Genomic DNA, 21,404 nt, shown 5'->3' with positions numbered 1-21,404 from the left:
AGGAGTACGACCCCCATGCAGCGCCTCACCGCGGAATCGGTCACCCTCGGCTACGACCAGCGCGTCATCGCCGAGAACCTCTCGGTGGAGATCCCCGACAACTCCTTCACGGTGATCGTCGGCCCCAACGCCTGCGGCAAGTCGACACTGCTGCGCGCCCTGTCCCGGATGCTCAAGCCGTCCCACGGCCGTGTCCTGCTGGACGGACAGTCGATCCACTCGCTGCCGGCGAAGAAGGTGGCCAAGACGCTCGGCCTGCTGCCCCAGTCGTCGATCGCGCCGGACGGGATCACGGTCGCCGACCTGGTCGCGCGCGGCCGCTATCCGCACCAGGGCCTGTTGCGCCAGTGGTCACCGCACGACGAGCGGATTGTCGAGGAATCGATGGCCGCGACCGGAGTCGGTGAACTGGCAGAGCGCTATGTCGACGAATTGTCCGGCGGGCAGCGGCAGCGCGTATGGATCGCGATGGCCCTGGCCCAGCAGACCCCGCTGCTGCTGCTCGACGAGCCCACGACCTTCCTCGACATCCAGCATCAGCTGGAGGTGCTGGACCTGTGCGCGGAGCTGCACGAGACGCAGGGGCGCACACTCGTCGCCGTACTGCACGACCTCAACCAGGCCGCCCGCTACGCGACGCATCTCATCGCCCTGCGTGAGGGGACGGTCGTCGCCGAGGGCGCGCCCCCCGATGTGGTCACGGCCGAGCTGGTGGAGCACGTCTTCGGCGTGAAGAGCCAGGTCATCGACGATCCGGAGTCCGGAACGCCGCTGGTGGTGCCGGCGGCCCGCAGGCGAGCCGCCACCACCCCGTCGTAGCGGCTACAGCAGCGTCCGCAGACGCAGCAGATCTCGGAAGCCCGCCTCCAGCCTGACCCGGCCGGAGGCCCAGGCCTTCGCGAAGTTCAGCTCGCCGTTCACCATCGCCACCAGGTCGTCGCCGCTCATCGCGAGGCGGATCTGCGCCTTCTCGCGCGGCGGCCCCTGGATGGTGTCCTCCACCTCGATCCGGCCGTCGTCGAGACGGCCGGTGAAGGTGATGTCCAGGTCCTTGATGTGGCAGCTGAGGGAACGGTCGAGCGCGGCCGCACCACGCACATCGCCGTCCGCCTGCGCCAGGTTGTCCGAGAGTTTGTCGAGTGCGCTGCGGCACTCTTCCGTCGTCGCCATCGTGATCGACCGTACCGCAGGGCTTCGCGGTAGCGTCTGGGCATGAGCGACTCGATGCCGGGCCCGCAGACCGATGAGCAGGGGATCCACGAGGAATCCACTGCCGATCAGGCGTACGAAGCCGTTTCGCCCCCGGCGTACGAAGCGGCCGCGCCCCAGGCGCACGAGCCCGCAGCGCCCGCGCCCCTCGGTGTCCAGCGCGTGCCCACCGGCAACGCCGGAGTGGACGCCCAGCTGGAGCGGCTGGCCGACGCCGACCACCTCCCGGCGGACGGACATCTGGAGGTGTACGAGGATGTACACAGGGGGCTGCGGGACGCGCTGACCGCGCTCGACGCACGCCCGGCGCCCGCACCCGCGGGGCCCCCGCCTTCGCCTTCGTACAACCACAGGAGCTGAACCGAACGTGGCAGGAGTGGCCCGCCTCCGTCTCGACGCCGAGCTGGTACGCCGCAACCTCGCGCGCTCGCGCGAACACGCGAGCCAGCTGATCGCCGCGGGGCGGGTGACCGTCGGCGGCAACACCGCGACGAAGTCCGCCACCCAGGTCGAGACCAGCGCGGCCATCGTCGTCACGTCCGACGACAGAGATCCCGACTACGTCTCGCGCGGCGGCCACAAACTTGCGGGGGCGCTCGCCGCCTTCGTGCCGCTCGGTCTGAAGGTCGAGGGACGGCGGGCGCTGGACGCGGGTGCGTCGACAGGCGGCTTCACAGACGTACTGCTGCGCTCGGGCGCCGGCCACGTCCTGGCGGTGGACGTCGGCTACGGGCAGCTCGCGTGGTCTCTTCAGAGTGATGAACGCGTGACCGTCAAAGACCGTACCAACGTGCGTGAATTGACATTGGAGTCGATCGACGGAGTGCCGGTGGACCTTGTGGTGGGCGATCTGTCGTTCATTCCGCTCGGTCTTGTGCTGCCCGCCCTGGCGCGCTGTGCCGCGCCCGACGCGGACCTGGTGCTGATGGTCAAGCCGCAGTTCGAGGTGGGCAAGGAACGCCTCGGCAGCGGCGGGGTCGTCCGCAGCCCCGAGCTTCGTGCGGAAGCGGTCAAGGCCGTGGCGCACAAGGCGGCCGAGCTCGGTCTCGGCGTGCAGGGCGTCACGGCCAGTCCGCTGCCGGGACCCTCCGGAAACGTCGAGTACTTTCTGTGGCTCCGGGCCGGAGCGCCTCAGCTCGATCCGGCGGATGTCGACCGTGCAGTGGCGGAGGGACCTCGTTGACAACACCAGCAGCGACACCAGCACGCACCGTTTTCCTGCTCGCGCACACCGGCCGCCCAGCGGCGATCCGCAGCGCCGAACTCGTCGTACAGGGGCTGCTGCGCAGCGGTCTCGGTGTACGGGTCCTGGAGGCGGAGGCGGCCGATCTGCCGCTGCCGCCGTCCGTAGAGACAGTCCCCGAAGCAACCCCCGAAGTGCTCGACGGCTGTGAGCTGCTGATCGTCCTCGGCGGGGACGGGACGCTGCTGCGCGGCGCCGAGTTCTCCCGCGCGTCCGGGGTGCCGATGCTCGGCGTCAACCTGGGGCGGGTGGGCTTTCTCGCCGAAGCCGAGCGCGACGACCTCGACAAGGTTGTCGACCGGGTCGTGACGCGCGCGTACGAGGTCGAGGAGCGCATGACGATCGATGTCGTCGTGCACACCAACGGCGATGTCGTGCACCGGGACTGGGCGCTGAACGAGGCGGCCGTGCAGAAGGTCTCGCCCGACCGGATGCTGGAGGTCGTCCTGGAGATCGACGGGCGGCCGGTGACCGGCTTCGGCTGCGACGGCATCGTCTGCGCGACGCCGACAGGCTCCACGGCGTACGCCTTCTCGGCGGGCGGCCCTGTGGTCTGGCCGGAGGTGGAGGCACTGCTGATGGTGCCGATCAGCGCGCACGCGCTGTTCGCCAAGCCGCTGGTGACGTCTCCGACGTCGGTGCTCGCGGTCGAGGTGCAGCGGAACACTCCGCACGGGGTGCTGTGGTGCGACGGGCGAAGGACCATCGAACTGCCGCCCGCGGCACGGGTAGAGGTGCGGCGGGGGGCCGTTCCGGTGCGGCTTGCACGGCTGCACCACGCGTCGTTCACGGACCGTCTGGTCGCGAAGTTCGCGCTGCCGGTGTCGGGGTGGCGCGGGGCGCCGCACTGATCTCGGTGCCGCGCCCGAACGGGCCCGGGACCTCCGTCGAGTGCTGTGTCTTCCCGCGGGGGCAACCCCCGGACCCCCGGCGTTTTCACGGTCTCTGCCCGGTCGAGTGAATCAGGAGCCGGGGTCCGTCGCACAGCGGGCCCCGGACCTCGTAAGGTCGTGTCCGTGTTGGAGGAGATGCGGATACGGTCGCTCGGGGTCATCGACGACGCTGTCGTCGAGCTGTCGCCCGGTTTCACCGCGGTGACCGGCGAGACGGGCGCGGGCAAGACCATGGTCGTCACCAGCCTGGGGCTGCTGCTCGGCGGGCGCGCCGACCCCGCTCTGGTGCGGATCGGCGCCAAGTCGGCGGTGGTGGAGGGGCGGATCAGCGTGCCCCCCGGTGGCCCCGCCGCGCTGCGGGCCGAAGAGGCCGGGGCGGAACTCGACGACGGCACCCTGCTGATCAGCAGAACCGTCTCCGCGGAGGGTCGCTCGCGCGCCCACCTCGGCGGGCGGTCCGTGCCGGTCGGCATGCTGTCCGAGCTGGCCGACGAGCTCGTCGCCGTACACGGCCAGACCGACCAGCAGGGGCTGCTGCGGCCCGCGCGGCAGCGTGAGGCACTCGACCGGTACGCGGGCGGTGCGGTCACCGGGCCGCACGCCAAGTACGCGGCCGCGTACCGGCGGCTGCGCGCCGTCTCCGTAGAGCTGGACGAGCTGACCACGCGCGCGCGTGAGCGGGCACAGGAAGCCGATCTGCTGCGCTTCGGGCTCAACGAGATCGAGGGCGTCGAGCCGCGGGCGGGCGAGGACGTCGAACTCGCCGCCGAGGCCGAGCGGCTCGGGCATGCGGAAGCACTCGCCTCCGCCGCGTCCGTCGCGCACGCCGCGCTGGCGGGCAATCCCGAGGACCCCGAGGGGGTCGACGCGACGACGCTCGTCGCGGGCGCGGGACGGGCGCTGGACGCCGTGCGCTCCCACGATCCGGCGCTGGCCGCGCTCGCCGACCGGATGGGCGAGATCTCCATCCTGCTCGGCGATGTGGCCGGAGAGCTCGCCGGATACGCGGACAATCTGGACGCCGATCCGCTCCGTCTTGCCGCGGTGGAGGAACGGCGGGCGGCGCTGACCGCCTTGACGCGCAAGTACGGCGAGAGCATCGACGCCGTCATCGCGTGGTCCCAGGAGGGCGCCGAGCGCCTCACCGAGCTGGACGGCGACGACGACCGGATCGGCGAGCTGGCGGCCGAGCGGGACGCACTGCGCAACGAACTGTCAGGCCTGGCACAGGCGTTGACCGACGCGCGTACGGAAGCGGCGGCACGGTTCGCCGAAGCGGTCACCGCGGAACTGGCCTCGCTCGCGATGCCGCACGCGCGCGTGTCCTTCGACATCCGCCAGACGGAGGCCGCGGACGAGGCCTCGGGCGTCGAGGTCGGCGGCCGCTCAGTGGTGTACGGCCCGTCCGGCGTCGACGAGGTCGAACTGCTGCTGGCCCCGCACCCGGGCGCGCCGCCGCGGCCGATCGCCAAGGGGGCGTCGGGCGGTGAACTCTCGCGCGTGATGCTCGCGGTCGAGGTCGTCTTCGCGGGGACCGACCCGGTGCCGACGTATCTCTTCGACGAGGTCGACGCGGGCGTGGGCGGAAAGGCGGCGGTCGAGATCGGGCGCCGTCTTGCGAAGCTGGCGAAGTCGGCCCAGGTGGTGGTCGTGACGCATCTGCCGCAGGTGGCGGCGTTCGCCGACCGGCAGCTGCTGGTCGAGAAGACCAACGACGGGTCGGTGACGCGGTCCGGCGTCACCGTGCTCGAGGGCGAGGACAGGGTGCGCGAGCTGTCGCGGATGCTGGCGGGCCAGGAGGACTCGGAGACGGCGCGGGCGCACGCGGAGGAACTGCTGGCGACGGCCCGCGCGGACGGCTGAGTCCGTTCCTGGGCTCGGCTCCCCGGACCCCTGTTCCGGGAGGGCCGCCATAGGGTGGAGCGTATGGCAGCAGCGCGAAATCCCCGGTCCGGCAGTCGCCTTGCCGCGTTCGTCACCGCCGTCGGCGCGACCCGTGGCGTCTACGCCGCGCTGCGCAAGGGTGCCCCCGGCGACCCCGCCCAATGGCAGCGCAAGAACTACGCGGGCCGCACCGTCGACCTCTACGCCGGGCCCGCCGCCGCCGTCGGGGCCGCGCTCGGGACGCTGCCCGCGCGGACCCGCGGCGCCGCCGGGCTTGCCATCGCCGCCGCCGGAGCCTGCGGGGCGTACGACGACATCGCCGGGGCCGGTGATCCGCGCCGCGGGTTCAGGGCGCACCTGAGCGCCCTCCGCGACGGCGAAGTGACCAGCGGGGCCGTCAAGCTGTTCGGGATCGGCGCGGCCGGGCTCGCCGCGGGGGCGCTGCTCACGTCGCGGCCCGTCGACAGGCTCCTCGCCGGGATCGTGATCGCAGGCACCGCCCACTTCGTCAACCTCGTGGACGTCGCCCCGGGACGGGCCGCCGTCGCCGTGCTCGGGATCGGCGCGCCGGGTCTGCTGCGCCGGGGCAGTGCAGGCGCGCTTGCCGCGGCGCCCATGGGAGCCGCGGCCGCGATCGTCACCGAGGACCTCGGCGAGCGGACCATGCTCGGCGACACCGGGGCCCATGCGCTGGGCGCGGCACTCGGCACCGCGATCGTCGCGGGCAACGGCCGTGCCGGGCTTGCCCTTCACGCGGCAGGCCTGATCGCGGCGGCCGTGTACGGGGACGAGGTCAGCCGGCTCGCCGGATCACCTATGTGAGTGATCCCGCGCCCGTGCCGCCCGGCCCGGGACACGTCAACGACACCCCGACAGTGCCGGAACGTGCGTACGGGCTGGCATCCTTGGCGCGTGACACAGCTGCGTACGGTCCAAGTGCTGGGCGGCGGCAGTGCGGGCAGCAGCGCGCACGTCAGGTCGCTGGCCGCGGGGCTGGTGGCGCGGGGCGTGCGGGTGACGGTGTGTGCCCCCGCCGAACTCGAGCACCTCTACGACTTCCCCGGCGCCGGGGCGCACTTCGCGGCCGTACCGCGGAGGAGCGATCCGGCGGCGGTCGGAGCGTTGCGCGCGGCGTGCGCGGGGGCGGGCGTGGTGCACGCTCACGGGCTGCACGCCGCCGTACGCACCACGCTGGCGCTCAGCGGGCAGCGCGTGCCGCTGGTCGTCACCTGGCACACGCGCTCGCACGACGAGGGCGCGCGCGGCCAGGTGCTGCGGCTGCTCGAGCGAAGGGCCGCGCGGGCGGCGGCGGTCGTGCTCGGCACCTGCTCCGAACTCGTCGACCGGGCCCGTCGGTGCGGCGCGCGCGACGCCCGTCTCGCACCGGTCGCCGTACCTGCGCCGCGGGGGCGGTCCGGCTGCGCCGAGAGCAAGGCGCGTGCCGAACTGGGCGCGGTGGACCGGCCGTTGCTGATGGCCGTGGGCAGCCTTGAGCCGCACCGGGGGTACGGGACGCTGCTGGACGCGGCACGGCTGTGGCGAAGCCTGGACCCGGTGCCGCTGGTGGTGATCGCGGGGGAGGGGCGGGAGCGGGGTGCGCTTCAGCGCCGTATCGAGGCGGAGGCGCTGCCCGTACGGCTCGTGGGCCGCCGCGACGACATCGGCGAACTCCTCGCGGCGGCGGACCTCGCCCTCCTGCCGAGCCGCTGGGAGGCCCGCTCCCTCCTCGCCCAGGAGGCCCTCCGCCTGGGCGTCCCCCTGATCGCGACGGCGGTCGGCGGCATCCCCGAACTCGTGGGCGACGCGGCGGAACTGGTCCCGTACGGCGACGCGGCCGCGCTGGCCGAGGCGGTGGCCCGACTGCTGGGGGACGCGGGGCGGCGGGGGGACCTGGCGGCGGCGGGGCGGGTGCAGGCGGGGACGTGGCCGACGGAGGACGAGACGATTGCGCAGGTCCTGAGCGTGTACGACGAGGTGGTGGCGGGGCGGTGACTTGCCCCCACCCCGCCCCTTCCCGAAACTGGGGGCGGGCCCCCCAGGCCCCCGAGGGGAGGGGAACGTGGGGGCTGACGCCCCCACACCCCCAGGGCGCCGGCTTCGCGGCGCGGTGCACACACCCCCAGGGCGCCGGCTTCGCGGCGCGGTGCACGCACTCCAGGGGCGCCGGCTTCGCCGCGTCAGCCCACCGACCTCATCCGTCGGGCGCCGGCTTCGCGGCGCGGAGTGACCGATGACCGTCACCGGCAAGGGGGCCGCGCAGCGGGTGGAGCCGGGCCGTAGAGCGTGATTTGTGGCGCGGGGACGCCCGCGCCACAGCGTCAGAGCAGAATCGCGCCGTAAATCATGCAGTCCCGGCGCAACCCCGGAGCGGACCCCAAACGGCCACCCCGCGGCACCGGGCACCCCCGCGCCCCGCACCGCCAGACGGCGCGCCCGCGGCACCGGGCACCCCCGCGCCCCGCACCGCCGGACGGCAACCCGTCCGGCCACGGACACGTCACCCCACGTGCCGTCTCGCCCGTAGCGCCAGGCTCAGGGCCAGAACCGTCTGCGGGTCGTCCAAGTCAGTGCCCAGCAGTTCGGAGATGCGGGCCAGGCGGTTGTACAGCGTCTGGCGGTTCAGGTGGAGTTCGCGGGCCGTTTCCGCCTTGCGGCCCGCGTGGGCCAAGTACGTCTGCAGGGTCGGCAGCAGCGGCGGGCGCGACGACGCGTCGTGCTCGCGCAGGGGACCGATCGCGCGGTCCACGAACGCCGACAGGTCCGGGTGGTCCCGCAAGCGCCACAGCAGCAAATCGATGTCCAGGCGGCGTGCGTCATACCACGGGCGGTCCGAGAGGCCCTGCGCCGCCGTTGCCGTTTCCGACGCGTGGCGCAGGCCCGCCGATGCCGCCGCCCAGCCGCCCGCCATGCCGACCACCACGACCGGCGGGTGCGCCCCCGCGCGTTCGAGACCGGCCCGTTCGACGCCCGCCCGCAGCGCCGCCGCGACCCGGTCCGCGACGGCCGTGCGTTCGGTCTCGGAGCGCAGGCCGAGCAGCAGCGGCACGCGGCCCTCCACGGGGCGTACGCCCAGCAGCACCCGCACCCCCACCGCGGACAGTTCCTCCAGCACCGCCCGGGCCAGCAACGCCCAGTTCCCGGACGGCGAGAGCTCGGGGGCCAGGCGCATGACGACCGGCAGCAGCGGTCCTTCGCCCGGCTTGAAGCCCAGGACCCTCGCCTGGGCGGGCGCGTCCTCCGCCGTGATGCGGCCCTCCGCCAGGTCCGTCAGGAAGTCGCCGCGGCCGCGGGCGGCCAGTTCCTCCTCCTGGCGGGCCTGCATCAGGACGACCGCAAGCAGCCCCGCCGCCCGTTCCGCCGCCATCCGGTGCACCGTCAGCAGCGGGGAGCCGACGGCCAGCAGCACCAGCCGGGCCCGCACCGAGGCGGCCCCCTGCCCGCCGCCCGGGACGTCGACCAGCACCGTCCCGGCGGGCGGCGACTCCCGGGCCTCACGCTGGCCCCGCAGCCCGTCCCACACCTGGAGCGGATCGGCACCCGCCTGCCCCGACTCGGATCCGGCCGCGTACAGCAGCTGTCCGTCCGCCGTCTCCAGGAAGACGGGGTTCGCGGTGAAGTCCGCGAGGATACGCAGCACTTGGGGCACTCCGCCCCCGCTGAGCAGGACCTCCGTACATCGCCGGTGCACTTCCTCGGCCTGCCGCAGCAGTGCGTAGTGCCCGTTGACGATCTCGGTGTGGACCTCTTCCGTCACCGAGACGAAGGGGACCTCCCGGTGCAGCTGCACCAGCGGCAGCCCGGCCGCCCGCGCGGTCTCCACGATCACCGAGGGCAGCCTGCTGAAGCGCGGCCCCAGCTCCACCACCAGCGCAGCGATGCCCCGGTCCGCGAGCTGGCGTACGAAGGCCCGCTGTTCGGCGGGCCGGGTGCCGAGCCCCAGGCCGGTGGTGAGCAGCAGCTCGCCGCCCTTCAGCAGGGAGGCGATGTTCGGCACCTCACCCGCGTGCACCCAGCGCACCGTCCGCTGCAGCCGGTCCGCCCCGGCGACGACCTCCGGAAGTCCGGCGCGCAGCCCGGGCAGTTCCAGCGCCCGCTGCACGGTGATGCCACCCTGGGTCGTCTCCACTGACTCTCGCCTCGCGCTTTCACTCGGGCCGGACCGGCGATCCGGACGCTACCGGGCCGGTGCGTCCGCGCACATCACCAGGGGCCCCACGGGCAATCGCCACACGCTCCGCCTCAGGACGCCGGTTTGATGTTGTGGTTCAGCCGGAACACATTGCCCGGGTCGTACTCGGCCTTGACCGCGGCAAGGCGCTTGTAGTTGTCCTCGCCGTAGGCGGCGACCACCCGCTCCTGCCCCTCGTGCCCGATGAAGTTCAGATACGTCGCACCGATCGACCAGGGCTTCACATCGGTGCGTACGTCCCGTACCCACTGCTTGGCGCGTTTGTCGTCGTCGGGGCTCTCCCAGATCCCGAAGGGGTGCACAGCCCATGGCGCCTCGCGCCAGGGCACCGGATAGTCCGCCGGGCCCCCGGCCACCGCGCCCCCCATCGGGAACACGGCATGCTGTGTCCCGGTCGGCACGGGCATGTCGGCGGCGCGGGCGCAGTAGATGTCCACGGCCTCGTCCGGGAACCCGTTGAGGTACTCCGCGGACCAGTAGTTACGCATGTTGGGCGGGTCGTCGAGCATGCACTGCAGCTCCGCGTACGGCAGCTCGGCGATGACTTCCGCCTCGTGGCCGAGCCCCAGCAGCGGCTCGCTCACGTCGCGCGCCTCCGCCTCCGTGCCCGCGTACGTCACCAGCAGCCCGAGCGCCAGCTTGCCGACCATGTGCTCGGGAATGAACGGCTCGGGCGGCCCGGTGAGATAGAGGACGGCGCCGCCCACCTCGTCCGGGGCGGACTCGATGAAGTCGCGGTAGGCGCGCACGACTTCGGGTCCGGCCTCGGGCCGGAAGATCAGCATGACCATCGACATCGCCGGAAGCGCATGCAGTTGCAGGGTGATGGCCGTGGCCACGCCGAAGTTGCCGCCGCCGCCGTGCAGCGCCCAGAACAGCTCCTGGTTCTCGTCCGCACTGGCGTGGACGGTGTCGCCGTCGGCGGTCACCAGCTCGACGGCGATGAGATTGTCGCAGGCCAGGCCCCACTTGCGCTCCAGCCAGCCCGATCCGCCACCCAGCGTGAAGCCGCCCACGCCGGTGGTCGACGCCCGCCCTCCCGTGGTCGCCAGACCGTGGGGCTGGGTCGCCCGGTCCAGATGGCTCATGGTGGCGCCACCGCCGATGCGTACCGCGCGGGACTGGGGATCGACGACCACGGTGTGCATCCGGCGCAGGTCGACGACGATTCCGCCGTCCGTCAGCGCCATGCCCGCGACGCTGTGGCCGCCGCCGCGGACGGCGATCTCCAGGTCGTTGTCACGGCCGAAGCGGATCGCCCTGCCCACATCCGGTCCCGTCTCGCACTGGGCGATGAGGGCGGGATGCCGGTCGATCATTCCGTTGAAGACGGCACGAGCGTCGTCGTACCCCGGATCACCGGGGGCGATCGCATCGCCGGTCAGTTCCCGGCGGAGGCCGGCCAGCGCGGCCTCCGCGATGTCTTGGGGCGCCATGAGTGCCCCCTTCCGAGGGCGCGACAGGACCTTTTCATCGTAATCCCGATAAGAGGGACATGATCAGTCGAGCGGTCCTGCCGCGACGCTCTGCCCTCGGCTCGCGCTCTACCCTCCGTACGCCCCCGAGGCCGTCAGCCGCAGCGCCGTGTCGATCAGGGGCACATGGCTGAACGCCTGCGGGAAATTGCCCACCTGGCGCTGGTGCTTGGCGTCCCACTCCTCGGCCAGCAGCCCCAGGTCGTTGCGGAGCGACAGCAGCTTTTCGAAGAGCCGCCGCGCCTCGTCCACCCGCCCGATCATGGCCAGGTCGTCCGCGAGCCAGAACGAGCACGCGAGGAACGCGCCCTCGTCGCCCTCGAGACCGTCCACTCCGGCGTCCTCACCCGCGGTCGGGTAGCGCAGTACGAAACCGTCCTCGGTGGCCAGCTCCCGCTGGATCGCCTCGATCGTGCCGATGACCCGCTTGTCGTCCGGCGGCAGAAAGCCCATCTGCGGAATCAGCAGCAGGGAGGCGTCCAGCTCCTTGGAGCCGTAGGACTGCGTGAAGGTGTTGCGCTCCTGGTCGTACCCCTTCTCGCAGACATCGCGATGGATGTCGTCGCGCAGCTCGCGCCACCGCTCGATCGGACCGTCCGCGTCGCCGGACTCGATCAGCTTGATCGTCCGGTCGACGGCGACCCACGCCATTACCTTGGAGTGCACGAAGTGCCGGCGCGGACCGCGCACCTCCCAGATGCCCTCGTCCGGCTGGTCCCAGTGGTTCTCCAGGTAGCGGATCAGCTTGAGCTGGAGCAGCGAGGCGTAGTCGTTGCGCGCCAGACCGGTCATATGGGCCAGATGCAGCGCCTCGGTGACCTCGCCGTACACATCCAGCTGGAGCTGGTGGGCTGCGCCGTTCCCGACCCGTACCGGAGCGGAGTTCTCATAGCCGGGCAGCCAGTCCAACTCGGCCTCGCCCAGCTCCCGTTCGCCCGCGATCCCGTACATGATCTGCAGGTTCTCCGGGTCGCCCGCCACGGCTCGCAGCAGCCACTCGCGCCAGGCGCGGGCCTCGTCGCGGTAGCCGGTGCGCAGCAGTGAGGACAGGGTGATCGCGGCGTCGCGCAGCCAGGTGTAGCGGTAGTCCCAGTTGCGTACGCCGCCGATCTCCTCCGGGAGCGACGTCGTCGGCGCGGCCACGATCCCGCCGGTCGGCGCATAGGTCAGCGCCTTCAGCGTGATCAGCGAGCGGACCACGGCCTCGCGGTAGGGCCCGTGGTACGTACAGTGCTCGACCCACTCGCGCCAGAAGTCCTCGGTCGCCTCCAGCGAGCCCTCCGGGTCCGGCAGCGCGGGCGGCTGGTGGTGCGAGGGCTGCCAGCTGATGGTGAAGGCGATGCGCTCACCGGGAGCGACGGTGAAGTCGGAGTACGTTGTGAGGTTCTTGCCGTACGTCTCCGTGGGGGTGTCCAGCCAGACCGAGTCGGGTCCGGCGACGGCGACCGTGCGCCCGTCGACCTTGTGGACCCAGGGCACCACGCGTCCGTAACTGAAGCGCATGCGCAGCGCCGAGCGCATCGGCACGCGCCCGCTCACGCCCTCCACGATCCGGATGACCTGGGGCGCGCCGTCACGCGGCGGCATGAAGTCCGTCACGCGGACCGTGCCGCGCGGTGTGTCCCACTCCGATTCGAGGATCAGCGAGTCACCGCGGTAGCGGCGCCGGTCGGCGGCAGGGGGCCCCGCCTCCGCGGAGTGCGCAGGACCGAGCCGCCAGAAGCCGTGTTCCTCCGTGCCGAGGAGACCGGCGAAAATGGCGTGCGAGTCGAAGCGGGGCAGGCACAGCCAGTCCGCTGTTCCGTCCCTGCAGACCAGTGCTGCGGTCTGCATGTCTCCGATAAGTGCGTAATCCTCGATGCGCCCGGCCACGTGCATCTCCAGTCGAACGGCCACGTCCGCCCCGCGGGGCGCTTACTGCTGTCAAGGGTCGTCGACGAGCGCGGTGTTCCGGTGGATGGAGGATGGTGTCATGTGACGTCCCACCCGTCGCCCTCCACCACCCTGCTCGATGCGCTACGCGCGCCCCTCTGCATCGCTCGGCAAGCGAGTGTCCGAGCAGGATACGACGCACTGTAATGATCTGCCCGCCCGTCTCGACAACACGGCTCCGCCGAACGGGTGAGCCAAGGGTGAGTCCCTGGTGAGCGGCGTGCGCATGTTGCGGTGCGTGGCCGGAAGCAGTCTCCCTTCGGCGCTGATACCCTGGTACCCCGTGGACCGGTGGCCGTCCTGTGCGAATCAGAGGCCCCGAAACCGCAGCGACGGCACCCCCCGAACCTCCGGGAACGCCGGTACGCACCTCACCTCGCGACCACGGGAGCCCCCTCTTGGCGATGCCGCCCAAATCCATGACGACCAAGCACATCTTCGTCACCGGGGGTGTCGCCTCCTCCCTCGGCAAGGGCCTCACGGCCTCCAGCCTGGGCGCGCTGCTCAAGGCGCGGGGCCTGCGGGTCACGATGCAGAAGCTCGACCCGTATCTGAACGTCGACCCGGGCACGATGAACCCCTTCCAGCACGGCGAGGTGTTCGTCACCAACGACGGCGCCGAGACCGACCTGGACATCGGCCACTACGAGCGCTTCCTCGACGTCGACCTCGACGGCTCCGCCAACGTCACCACCGGGCAGGTCTACTCCCAGGTCATCGCCAAGGAGCGGCGCGGTGAGTACCTGGGCGACACCGTCCAGGTCATCCCGCACATCACCAACGAGATCAAGCACCGCATCCGGCGCATGGCCACCGACGACGTCGATGTCGTCATCACCGAGGTCGGCGGCACGGTCGGCGACATCGAGTCGCTGCCGTTCCTGGAGACCGTCCGCCAGGTCCGTCACGAGGTCGGCCGGGACAATGTCTTCGTCGTGCACATCTCGCTGCTGCCCTACATCGGCCCCTCCGGCGAGCTGAAGACCAAGCCGACCCAGCACTCCGTCGCCGCCCTGCGGAACATCGGTATTCAGCCAGACGCGATCGTGCTGCGCGCCGACCGCGATGTGCCCACGGCGATCAAGCGCAAGATCTCGCTGATGTGCGACGTGGACGAGGCGGCCGTGGTCGCGGCCATCGACGCCAAGTCGATCTACGACATCCCCAAGGTCCTGCACACTGAGGGCCTGGACGCCTATGTCGTACGCAAGCTGGACCTGCCGTTCCGCGATGTCGACTGGACCACGTGGGACGACCTGCTGGACCGTGTGCACAACCCCGACCACGAGGTCACGGTCGCGCTGGTCGGCAAGTACATCGACCTGCCGGACGCCTATCTGTCGGTGATCGAGGCGCTGCGGGCCGGCGGCTTCGCCAACAAGGCCCGCGTCACGGTCAAGTGGGTCACTTCCGACGACTGCAAGACCCCGGCCGGCGCCGCCAAGCAGCTCGGCGACGTCGACGCGATCCTCATCCCCGGCGGCTTCGGCGACCGTGGTGTGAACGGCAAGGTCGGCGCGATCACCTACGCCCGCGAGAACAAGATCCCGCTGCTCGGCCTCTGCCTGGGCCTGCAGTGCATCGTGATCGAGGCCGCGCGCAATCTGGCCGAGATCCCCGAGGCCAACTCCACCGAGTTCGACGCCGCCACCGCGCACCCGGTGATCTCCACCATGGAGGAGCAGCTGGCGTACGTGGAGGGCGCGGGAGACCTTGGCGGAACGATGCGCCTTGGCCTGTACCCGGCGAAGCTCGCCGAGGGCTCGATCGTCCGCGAGGTCTACGGCGACCAGCCGTACGTCGAGGAGCGCCACCGCCACCGCTACGAGGTGAACAACGCCTACCGCGCGGAGCTGGAGAAGAAGGCGGGCATCCTCTTCTCGGGCACGTCCCCCGACAACAGGCTCGTCGAGTACGTCGAGTACCCGCGCGAGGTGCACCCCTACCTGGTCGCCACCCAGGCGCACCCGGAGCTGCGCTCGCGCCCGACGCGTCCGCACCCGCTCTTCGCCGGCCTGGTGAAGGCCGCGGTGGAGCGCAAGACGGCCAAGTAACGCGCAGGCGTTACGGTTGACCGGGGTACGGGCCTCCTTCGGGCGCGTGCCCCGGTTCTGCATGTACGTGGCGGGAGGACGTTTTCATGACCATCAAGGACACGCCCGAGGAGTGGCAGGTCGCCGCGACCGCGACGCCTTTCCGGGGCAACAAGACCAGTGTCCGCACCGACGACGTGGTCATGCCCGACGGCACGGTGGCGCGGCGCGACTACCAGGTCCACCCCGGCTCGGTTGCGGTGCTCGCCCTCGACGGCACCGGCCGTGTTCTCGTCCTGCGCCAGTACCGCCACCCCGTGCGCCACAAGCTCTGGGAGATCCCGGCCGGACTGCTTGACGTCCCCGGTGAGAACCCGCTGCACGCAGCCCAGCGCGAGCTGTACGAGGAGGCGCACGTCAAGGCCGAGGACTGGCGGGTGCTGACCGACGTCTACACCACGCCGGGCGGCTGCGACGAGGCCGTACGGATCTTCCTCGCCCGCGATCTGTCGGAGGCGGAGGGGGAGCGCTTCGAGGTCTCCGAGGAGGAGGCCGACATGGAGCTCGCCCGGGTTCCGCTCGCAGAGCTGGTGCACGGTGTCCTCGCAGGGGACCTGCACAACAACTGCCTGGTGGTCGGCGCCCTGGCGCTGACCGCCGTACTCAACGGCGAGGGCGTCGACTCGCTGCGGCCGGCCGAGGCCCACTGGCCCGCCCGCCCCTTCGAGGCCTGAACCGGCTGCGGTCCGACGATCTGCTGATCCGATCGGGCGATGCCCCCGCCCGGCTCCGCACGGTTCGTAGCAGAGCGTGAACTACGCTCGGAACGCCCGTGTGGAGTCCCTGCGGGCTCGGCTCGTGCGCGGACTGGACGGGAGCGTGGCCCGTGACGGATCAGGCGGTGGACTTGGGCGGCGGGGCCAGTGCGTCCGGGAGCCAGTTCTTCGGTCGCCAGCGGGAGTTGAAGTCCCTGCGGGCCGATATCGAACGGGCCGGTCTGGACACCATCGCCGGCCGCAAGGCTCCCCGCGCCCGGGTGCTCCTGATCGCCGGGCGGCCAGGATCGGGGCGTACCGCGCTCGCCGGGGAACTCGCACGCAGGCTCGCCGACGACTACCCCGACGGGGTACTGCGCACCCGGCTGACCGAGCCCGGCGGACAGCGGGTCCCGATGGAGCGCGCGGCCCGCGACATGCTCGACTCCCTCGGCATCGCAGCGCCGCCCGGCGCCGACGAGGACGAGCTGACCGAAATGGTGCGCGAGGCGCTCGCCGCACGCCGCATGCTGCTGCTCCTCGACGACGCGGGGGATGCCGAACAGGTCGACCCGCTGCTGCCCGACAACCCCGACTGCCTGGCCGTGGCCGTGTCCGAGGGCCCGCTCACCGGCATTCCCGACGTACGGCCGTGCACGCTCGGCGGCATGGACGCCAAGTCCGCGATCGAGCTGCTCGGCACCTTCACCGGCTCGGTGCGGATCACGGTGGATCCGCAGGCCGCCGAGTCGATCGCCGAGGAGTGCGGCGGGCTGCCCGCCGCACTGGTCCTGGTCGGCGGCTGGCTCGCAGCCCGGCCGCGGGCGTCGGTCGCCGATGTGGCCAAGCGGCTGCGCGGTCTGCCGGATGCGGGGGAGCAGCCCAAGGGGGCACGGCCGCTCGCCCGTGCCTTCCGGCTCGTCTACGAATCCCTGCCGCCGTCGGCCGCCGGGATGCTGCGACTGCTGGCCCTCGCGCCCGGCGGGATCGCCGACGCGCACACCGCGTCCGCGCTGGCGGGCTGCTCGGTCCAGGCCGCGCACTCGACGCTCCACGACCTCGCCGCCCTGGGTTTCCTGCACACCGCCCCCGGCCGGGCATCGACGGCGGGGGGCGTTCAGTACGAGGTGCCGGGCGCCCTCGCGCCGCTGCTCCGAGCCCTGATGGAGGCGCAGGACCGGCCGGCCGAGGTTCAGCTGGCCCGGGCGCGGATGCTGGAGCGGACCGTACGACAGTTGCAGTCCTGCCGTGCGATCACCGAGCCGGACGGCTCTCCGGCCCGCAAGAAGCTGGCCGGGCTGCCGCGCGCACTGCGCTTCCCCACCGCGCCCGCCGCCGCGGAGTGGCTGCAGCTGCGCCGGCCCGCGCTGATGGCGTCCGCGCGCCTCGCGGTCGACGACGGCGAACTGGACACCCTGGCGCGACGGCTCGTGGCGGCCCTGGTCCGGGCGCTGGCCGCACACCGCGGCACCGATGCGGCGGCGCCCGAGCTCTACGGGCTGCACCAGCTGGTGCTCGGGGTCGCCGAGCGGCGCGGGCTGCACCGGGAGGAGGCCGCGGCCCTGCTCAATCTCGCCGATCTGGACGCGCAGACCGGCCGTACCGAGGACGCGCTGGCGCGCTACCGGGCCGCTCTGGATGCCGGACGGGCAGCAAATGACCCGTACGCGACCGGCCGCGCGATGGAATCCGTAGGTGGTGCGTACCAGGAGCTGGGGGACTGGCAGCGGGCCGCCGACTGGTACGGGCGGGCACTCGCCCAGCGCCAGGCGCGCGGCGAGCAGGCGGACGAGGCGCGGTTGTACGGGCGGCTCGGCACCACGCACACCTATGCGGGCCGGTACGGCGAGGCTCTGCGCAGCTGGCGGGCCGCGGTGGCCGGGTACCGCAGAGTCGGCGATCTCCCGTCCCAGGCACGGGCGTTGAGCGAGGTCGCACGCGTACAGGAATACGCGGGGCGGCCGGAGGAATCCCTGCACACCTGCCGCGAGGCGGTGGAGTGGGCGCGGCAGGCCGGGGACTCACGGCTGCATGCTGCGTTGCAGCTCAGGCTGGCCGACACCCTCGACCGGCTGGGCGACCCGACGGCCGCCCGGCTGCACCGTGCGACCGCCGAGAGACTGCTTGGAGAGGAGGGTTCCGCCTGCGAAATCCGCAGCACTTCGGCCAAAGATTGATGCTTTGTAAGGCTAGACAGTCAGAAATCCTTCATTAGACTGGCTCCGCCACGTGTTCTCGTGGTGTCTTCCGGTGCGCCGCGCGTATCCGGGTATGTATGGCATTGCCCCCTGTATCCCCTGAGCCAAGGACCGTGATCGACGTGAAGGTCGGCATCCCCCGCGAGGTCAAGAACAACGAGTTCCGGGTGGCCATCACCCCCGCCGGTGTGCACGAGCTCGTGCGCCAGGGCCACCAGGTCTTCATCGAGCAGGACGCCGGTGTCGGCTCCTCGATCACGGATGACGAGTTCGTCGCCGCGGGTGCGCGGATCCTGCCCACCGCGGACGAGGTCTGGGCCACCGCCGACCTGCTGCTGAAGGTCAAGGAGCCCATTGCCGAGGAGTACCACCGCCTCCGCAAGGACCAGACGCTCTTCACCTACCTGCACCTCGCCGCCTCCCGCGAGTGCACGGACGCCCTGCTGGAGTCCGGCACCACCGCGATTGCGTACGAGACGGTCGAGACCGCGAACCGCGCGCTGCCGCTGCTCGCCCCGATGTCCGAGGTCGCGGGCCGGCTGGCCCCGCAGGTCGGCGCGTACCACCTGATGCGCTCGGTCGGCGGCCGCGGTGTGCTGCCGGGCGGCGTCCCCGGCACGTCGGCCGGCGAGGCCGTCGTCATCGGCGGCGGTGTCTCCGGCTGGAACGCCACGCAGATCGCCGTCGGCATGGGCTTCCACGTGACCCTGCTCGACCGTGACATCAACAAGCTGCGTGAGGCCGACAAGATCTTCGGCACCAAGGTGAAGACGATCGTCTCGAACGCCTACGAGCTCGAGAAGGCGGTCGTCGAGGCCGACCTCGTCATTGGCGCCGTTCTCATCCCGGGTGCCAAGGCCCCGAAACTGGTCACCAACGAGCTCGTCGCCAAGATGAAGCCCGGAAGTGTACTTGTCGACATTGCAATCGACCAGGGTGGCTGCTTCGAGGACTCGCGTCCGACCACCCACGCCGAGCCGACCTTCAAGATCCACAACTCGGTCTTCTACTGCGTCGCCAACATGCCGGGCGCGGTGCCCCACACCTCCACCTACGCGCTCACCAATGCGACGCTGCCGTTCATCGTGGAGCTCGCCAACCGCGGCTGGGTCGAGGCGCTGCGCCGCGACCCGGCGCTCGCCAAGGGCCTCAACACCCATGACGGCCAGGTCGTTTACGGCCCGGTCGCCGAGGCCCACGGCCTGCAGAGCGTCGAACTGAGCGCGCTTCTCGGCTGAAAGTCAACGCGCGTCGTCAACATCATGCCAACGGCCGGACCTTGCCGAGCAAGGTCCGGCCGCAGGTGTATCCGCCCACTTTGCGATGCTCGGTCAACTCGCCTCGAACGTAACCCTTTAACCGTTTCGCGCACCCTCGAAACCAGACGGCCAGGTCACGCCATGAGCCCTGAGCACCCTTGACAGAAGGGTGTTCGGTTGCCGACACATCGGGCCGGGTCCGGCGGATTGTGTTGCTGCGGACCGGTGACACGCCATAGAGTCGCAAACCGTCGGCATGGTGCCACGCTGACCTATCGATAAAGTCCTGGTCACGTCCAAGGAGGTAAGACGACTTGTGAATGAGTCGACATTTACTCCCGGGGGTGGTCAACCAGGAATGCCTGCGAGGGACCGGGTCCCGTCAGCAGAGCAGCCCGGGCTCGAGGCTGTCGGCTCCGTCGCTGTCCGAACCTTCGAGACGCACCAGCACACGACGCACATGACGACAGCCCACACGATGAAGATGATGGACGGCCAACACGTGAACGCCATGGCCGGCAACGAGAGTGGCCGAGAGTCCACCCACTTCGCCGCCTACGAGGAAGTCCCCGAGGGGCACTTCTACGACCCCGACGCCGAGTACGAGCCCGATCCCGAGTACGCGGCCACCCTCGCCCCTGACGCCGCGCGTCAGCGCCGCGAGCGGATCGGCCCCACCGGACGGCCGCTGCCGTACTTCCCGATCCCGGGCCCGCTGACCTCTCACGGTCCCGCGAAGATCATCGCGATGTGCAACCAGAAGGGCGGCGTCGGCAAGACGACGTCGACCATCAACCTGGGCGCCGCGCTCGCGGAGTACGGACGGCGTGTGCTGCTCGTCGACTTCGACCCGCAGGGAGCCCTGTCGGTCGGTCTCGGCGTCAACCCGATGGAGCTGGACCTCACCGTCTACAACCTGCTCATGGAGCGGGGCATGTCGGCGGACGAGGTGCTGCTGAAGACCGCTGTTCCCAATATGGACTTGCTGCCGAGCAATATCGATCTCTCGGCCGCGGAAGTGCAGTTGGTGAGCGAGGTCGCACGCGAGTCGACGCTGCAGCGTGCGCTGAAGCCGCTGATGTCCGACTACGACTACATCGTGATCGACTGTCAGCCCTCGCTGGGCCTGCTCACCGTCAACGCGCTGACCGCGGCGCACAAGGTGATCGTGCCGCTCGAGTGCGAGTTCTTCGCGCTGCGTGGTGTGGCTCTGCTGACCGAGACGATCGAGAAGGTCCAGGAGCGGCTCAACCCCGACCTGGAACTCGACGGCATCCTCGCCACGATGTACGACTCCCGTACGGTCCACAGCCGTGAGGTGCTGGCGCGGGTGGTCGAGGCCTTCGACGACCACGTCTACCACACGGTGATCGGCCGGACGGTGCGCTTCCCCGAGACGACAGTCGCCGGTGAGCCCATCACCACCTACGCATCGAACTCCGTGGGCGCCGCCGCGTACCGTCAGCTCGCCAGGGAGGTGCTCGCCCGGTGTCACGCCGAGTGAGTCTGCCCGGGGCCGACGAGCTGTTCCGTACGACCGGGGGCATGGGGCTCCAGTCGTCGTCCCCGCGCCGGCAGGCGAACGGCGAGCCGCGGGTTCCGGCGCCGGCAGGAGAAAGCGATCCGGTCGGCGACGGCGCGGCTGCGCAGTCCTCCACGGCGCCCGCTCCCGCCTCTTCGGAGGAGCACTCCGCCGCCGAGGCGGACTCCGGGGCGGAAGGACGCAGCCGGGGGGCCGAGGCCGAGGCCCCGGGTGGGGCGAAGCGGCGCCCGCAGGATGCGGCCGCTGCCGCCGCTCCGGCCGGTCAGCAGGCCGGGCAGCAGCGCCGCCGGGGCGGTCGTGGCGCGAACCGCCGGCCCAGCGGGCGGGAACGGCACGACGAGAAGATCACGGTGTACGTCTCGGCCGAGGAACTGATCGACCTCGAACACGCGCGGCTGGTGCTGCGCGGCGAGCACGGGCTGGCCGTCGACCGCGGGCGGATCGTCCGCGAGGCGGTGGCCGTGGTGCTGGCGGATCTTGAGCAGCGCGGCGACGCGAGCATTCTCGTACGACGTCTGCGCGGGCGCTGACGGTAGCCTGCGCGCTGCCCTGCCTGCTCCTTTTGCCCCTGGACCGCGATGCTCCCGACCGACGACTCCGCCCCGCCGCCGCCCCGCCGCTCGCTGGGGCGCGGCCCTGGCGCGGACCGGGGCGGGCCGCGTGCGCCTGGGGAGGCGGTTTCCCCCACCCCGCCCCTCCCCCACCCGGGGCCCCGCCCCGCACCCCTGGGGGTTCGTCGGGGCTGGCGCCCCTGCACCCCCTTGCGGCAGCTTCGCGCCGCCCCGCGCGCC

At 71.6% G+C, this 21,404-nt stretch carries 17 protein-coding genes; 13 read left to right on the top strand and 4 right to left on the bottom strand.

The features are described 5' to 3' along the window. Positions 1 to 15: 15 nt before the first annotated feature. The gene (locus tag ABZS64_RS30790) at positions 16 to 819 is read left to right on the top strand and encodes an ABC transporter ATP-binding protein (protein WP_355836831.1); all 804 of its coding nucleotides are present in this window, start codon (positions 16 to 18) and stop codon (positions 817 to 819) included. Between the two features lie 3 nt (positions 820 to 822). On the opposite strand, the gene ABZS64_RS30785 is transcribed toward ABZS64_RS30790, so the two are convergent. After that, positions 823 to 1,170, bottom strand: coding sequence for an SCP2 sterol-binding domain-containing protein (locus tag ABZS64_RS30785; protein ID WP_355836829.1), 348 nt, complete (start codon positions 1,168 to 1,170; stop codon positions 823 to 825). Between the two features lie 54 nt (positions 1,171 to 1,224). Between ABZS64_RS30785 and ABZS64_RS30780 the strand changes: the two genes are divergently transcribed. The 6 genes from ABZS64_RS30780 to ABZS64_RS30755 all read left to right on the top strand — a co-directional run bounded on the left by ABZS64_RS30780 (position 1,225) and on the right by ABZS64_RS30755 (position 7,221). Then, on the top strand, positions 1,225 to 1,569 hold the full coding sequence (locus ABZS64_RS30780; RefSeq protein ID WP_355836848.1) for a hypothetical protein: 345 nt from the start codon (positions 1,225 to 1,227) through the stop codon (positions 1,567 to 1,569). A 7-nt stretch (positions 1,570 to 1,576) separates the two neighbouring features. After that, complete coding sequence (locus ABZS64_RS30775; protein ID WP_355836827.1) at positions 1,577 to 2,392, top strand: TlyA family RNA methyltransferase; 816 nt, start codon at positions 1,577 to 1,579, stop codon at positions 2,390 to 2,392. Further along, on the top strand, positions 2,389 to 3,303 hold the full coding sequence (locus ABZS64_RS30770; RefSeq protein WP_355836825.1) for an NAD kinase: 915 nt from the start codon (positions 2,389 to 2,391) through the stop codon (positions 3,301 to 3,303). Before ABZS64_RS30775 ends, ABZS64_RS30770 begins: the two co-directional genes overlap by 4 nt. A 177-nt stretch (positions 3,304 to 3,480) precedes the next feature. Continuing rightward, entirely contained in the window at positions 3,481 to 5,208 is a 1,728-nt protein-coding gene (gene recN / locus ABZS64_RS30765) for a DNA repair protein RecN (protein ID WP_355836846.1), read from the top strand. 63 nt (positions 5,209 to 5,271) lie between these two features. After that, positions 5,272 to 6,051: a hypothetical protein gene (locus ABZS64_RS30760; protein ID WP_355836823.1), complete on the top strand. Its 780-nt coding sequence runs from the start codon at positions 5,272 to 5,274 to the stop codon at positions 6,049 to 6,051. Positions 6,052 to 6,141: 90 nt separating this feature from the next. Further along, positions 6,142 to 7,221, top strand: a complete 1,080-nt coding sequence (locus ABZS64_RS30755; RefSeq protein ID WP_355836821.1) for a glycosyltransferase family 4 protein — start codon at positions 6,142 to 6,144, stop codon at positions 7,219 to 7,221. A 505-nt stretch (positions 7,222 to 7,726) separates the two neighbouring features. Here the strand turns inward: ABZS64_RS30755 and ABZS64_RS30750 are convergent. The 3 genes from ABZS64_RS30750 to ABZS64_RS30740 all read right to left on the bottom strand — a co-directional run bounded on the left by ABZS64_RS30750 (position 7,727) and on the right by ABZS64_RS30740 (position 12,765). Next, positions 7,727 to 9,355, bottom strand: coding sequence for a PucR family transcriptional regulator (locus ABZS64_RS30750; protein WP_355836819.1), 1,629 nt, complete (start codon positions 9,353 to 9,355; stop codon positions 7,727 to 7,729). Between the two features lie 113 nt (positions 9,356 to 9,468). Continuing rightward, a complete protein-coding gene (locus tag ABZS64_RS30745) occupies positions 9,469 to 10,854 on the bottom strand; it encodes an FAD-binding oxidoreductase (RefSeq protein WP_355836817.1) in 1,386 nt (461 codons plus the stop codon). A 108-nt stretch (positions 10,855 to 10,962) separates the two neighbouring features. Continuing rightward, a complete protein-coding gene (locus tag ABZS64_RS30740; RefSeq protein ID WP_355836815.1) occupies positions 10,963 to 12,765 on the bottom strand; it encodes a glycoside hydrolase family 15 protein in 1,803 nt (600 codons plus the stop codon). A 464-nt stretch (positions 12,766 to 13,229) separates the two neighbouring features. Between ABZS64_RS30740 and ABZS64_RS30735 the strand changes: the two genes are divergently transcribed. The 6 genes from ABZS64_RS30735 to ABZS64_RS30710 all read left to right on the top strand — a co-directional run bounded on the left by ABZS64_RS30735 (position 13,230) and on the right by ABZS64_RS30710 (position 21,143). Then, the gene (locus tag ABZS64_RS30735) at positions 13,230 to 14,879 is read left to right on the top strand and encodes a CTP synthase (RefSeq protein WP_355836813.1); all 1,650 of its coding nucleotides are present in this window, start codon (positions 13,230 to 13,232) and stop codon (positions 14,877 to 14,879) included. A gap of 86 nt (positions 14,880 to 14,965) precedes the next feature. Next, on the top strand, positions 14,966 to 15,592 hold the full coding sequence (locus tag ABZS64_RS30730) for an NUDIX hydrolase (RefSeq protein WP_355836811.1): 627 nt from the start codon (positions 14,966 to 14,968) through the stop codon (positions 15,590 to 15,592). Positions 15,593 to 15,744: 152 nt separating this feature from the next. After that, a complete protein-coding gene (locus ABZS64_RS30725; RefSeq protein WP_355836809.1) occupies positions 15,745 to 17,790 on the top strand; it encodes a tetratricopeptide repeat protein in 2,046 nt (681 codons plus the stop codon). 143 nt (positions 17,791 to 17,933) lie between these two features. Continuing rightward, on the top strand, positions 17,934 to 19,049 hold the full coding sequence (gene ald / locus ABZS64_RS30720) for an alanine dehydrogenase (protein ID WP_355836844.1): 1,116 nt from the start codon (positions 17,934 to 17,936) through the stop codon (positions 19,047 to 19,049). 379 nt (positions 19,050 to 19,428) lie between these two features. Continuing rightward, positions 19,429 to 20,574 (top strand): ParA family protein, encoded by a 1,146-nt coding sequence (locus tag ABZS64_RS30715; protein ID WP_355836807.1) that lies wholly within the window; start codon positions 19,429 to 19,431, stop codon positions 20,572 to 20,574. Beyond that, a complete protein-coding gene (locus tag ABZS64_RS30710; RefSeq protein WP_355836842.1) occupies positions 20,571 to 21,143 on the top strand; it encodes a hypothetical protein in 573 nt (190 codons plus the stop codon). The genes ABZS64_RS30715 and ABZS64_RS30710 overlap by 4 nt, the downstream gene beginning before the upstream one ends. Positions 21,144 to 21,404 lie beyond the last annotated feature (261 nt).

The organism is Streptomyces sp. NPDC005408, assembly GCF_040606445.1.
Classification (GTDB): domain Bacteria; phylum Actinomycetota; class Actinomycetes; order Streptomycetales; family Streptomycetaceae; genus Streptomyces.
The sequence above is the reverse complement of the archived record's forward strand: the minus strand, read 5'-3'. Positions and strand labels throughout refer to the sequence as shown.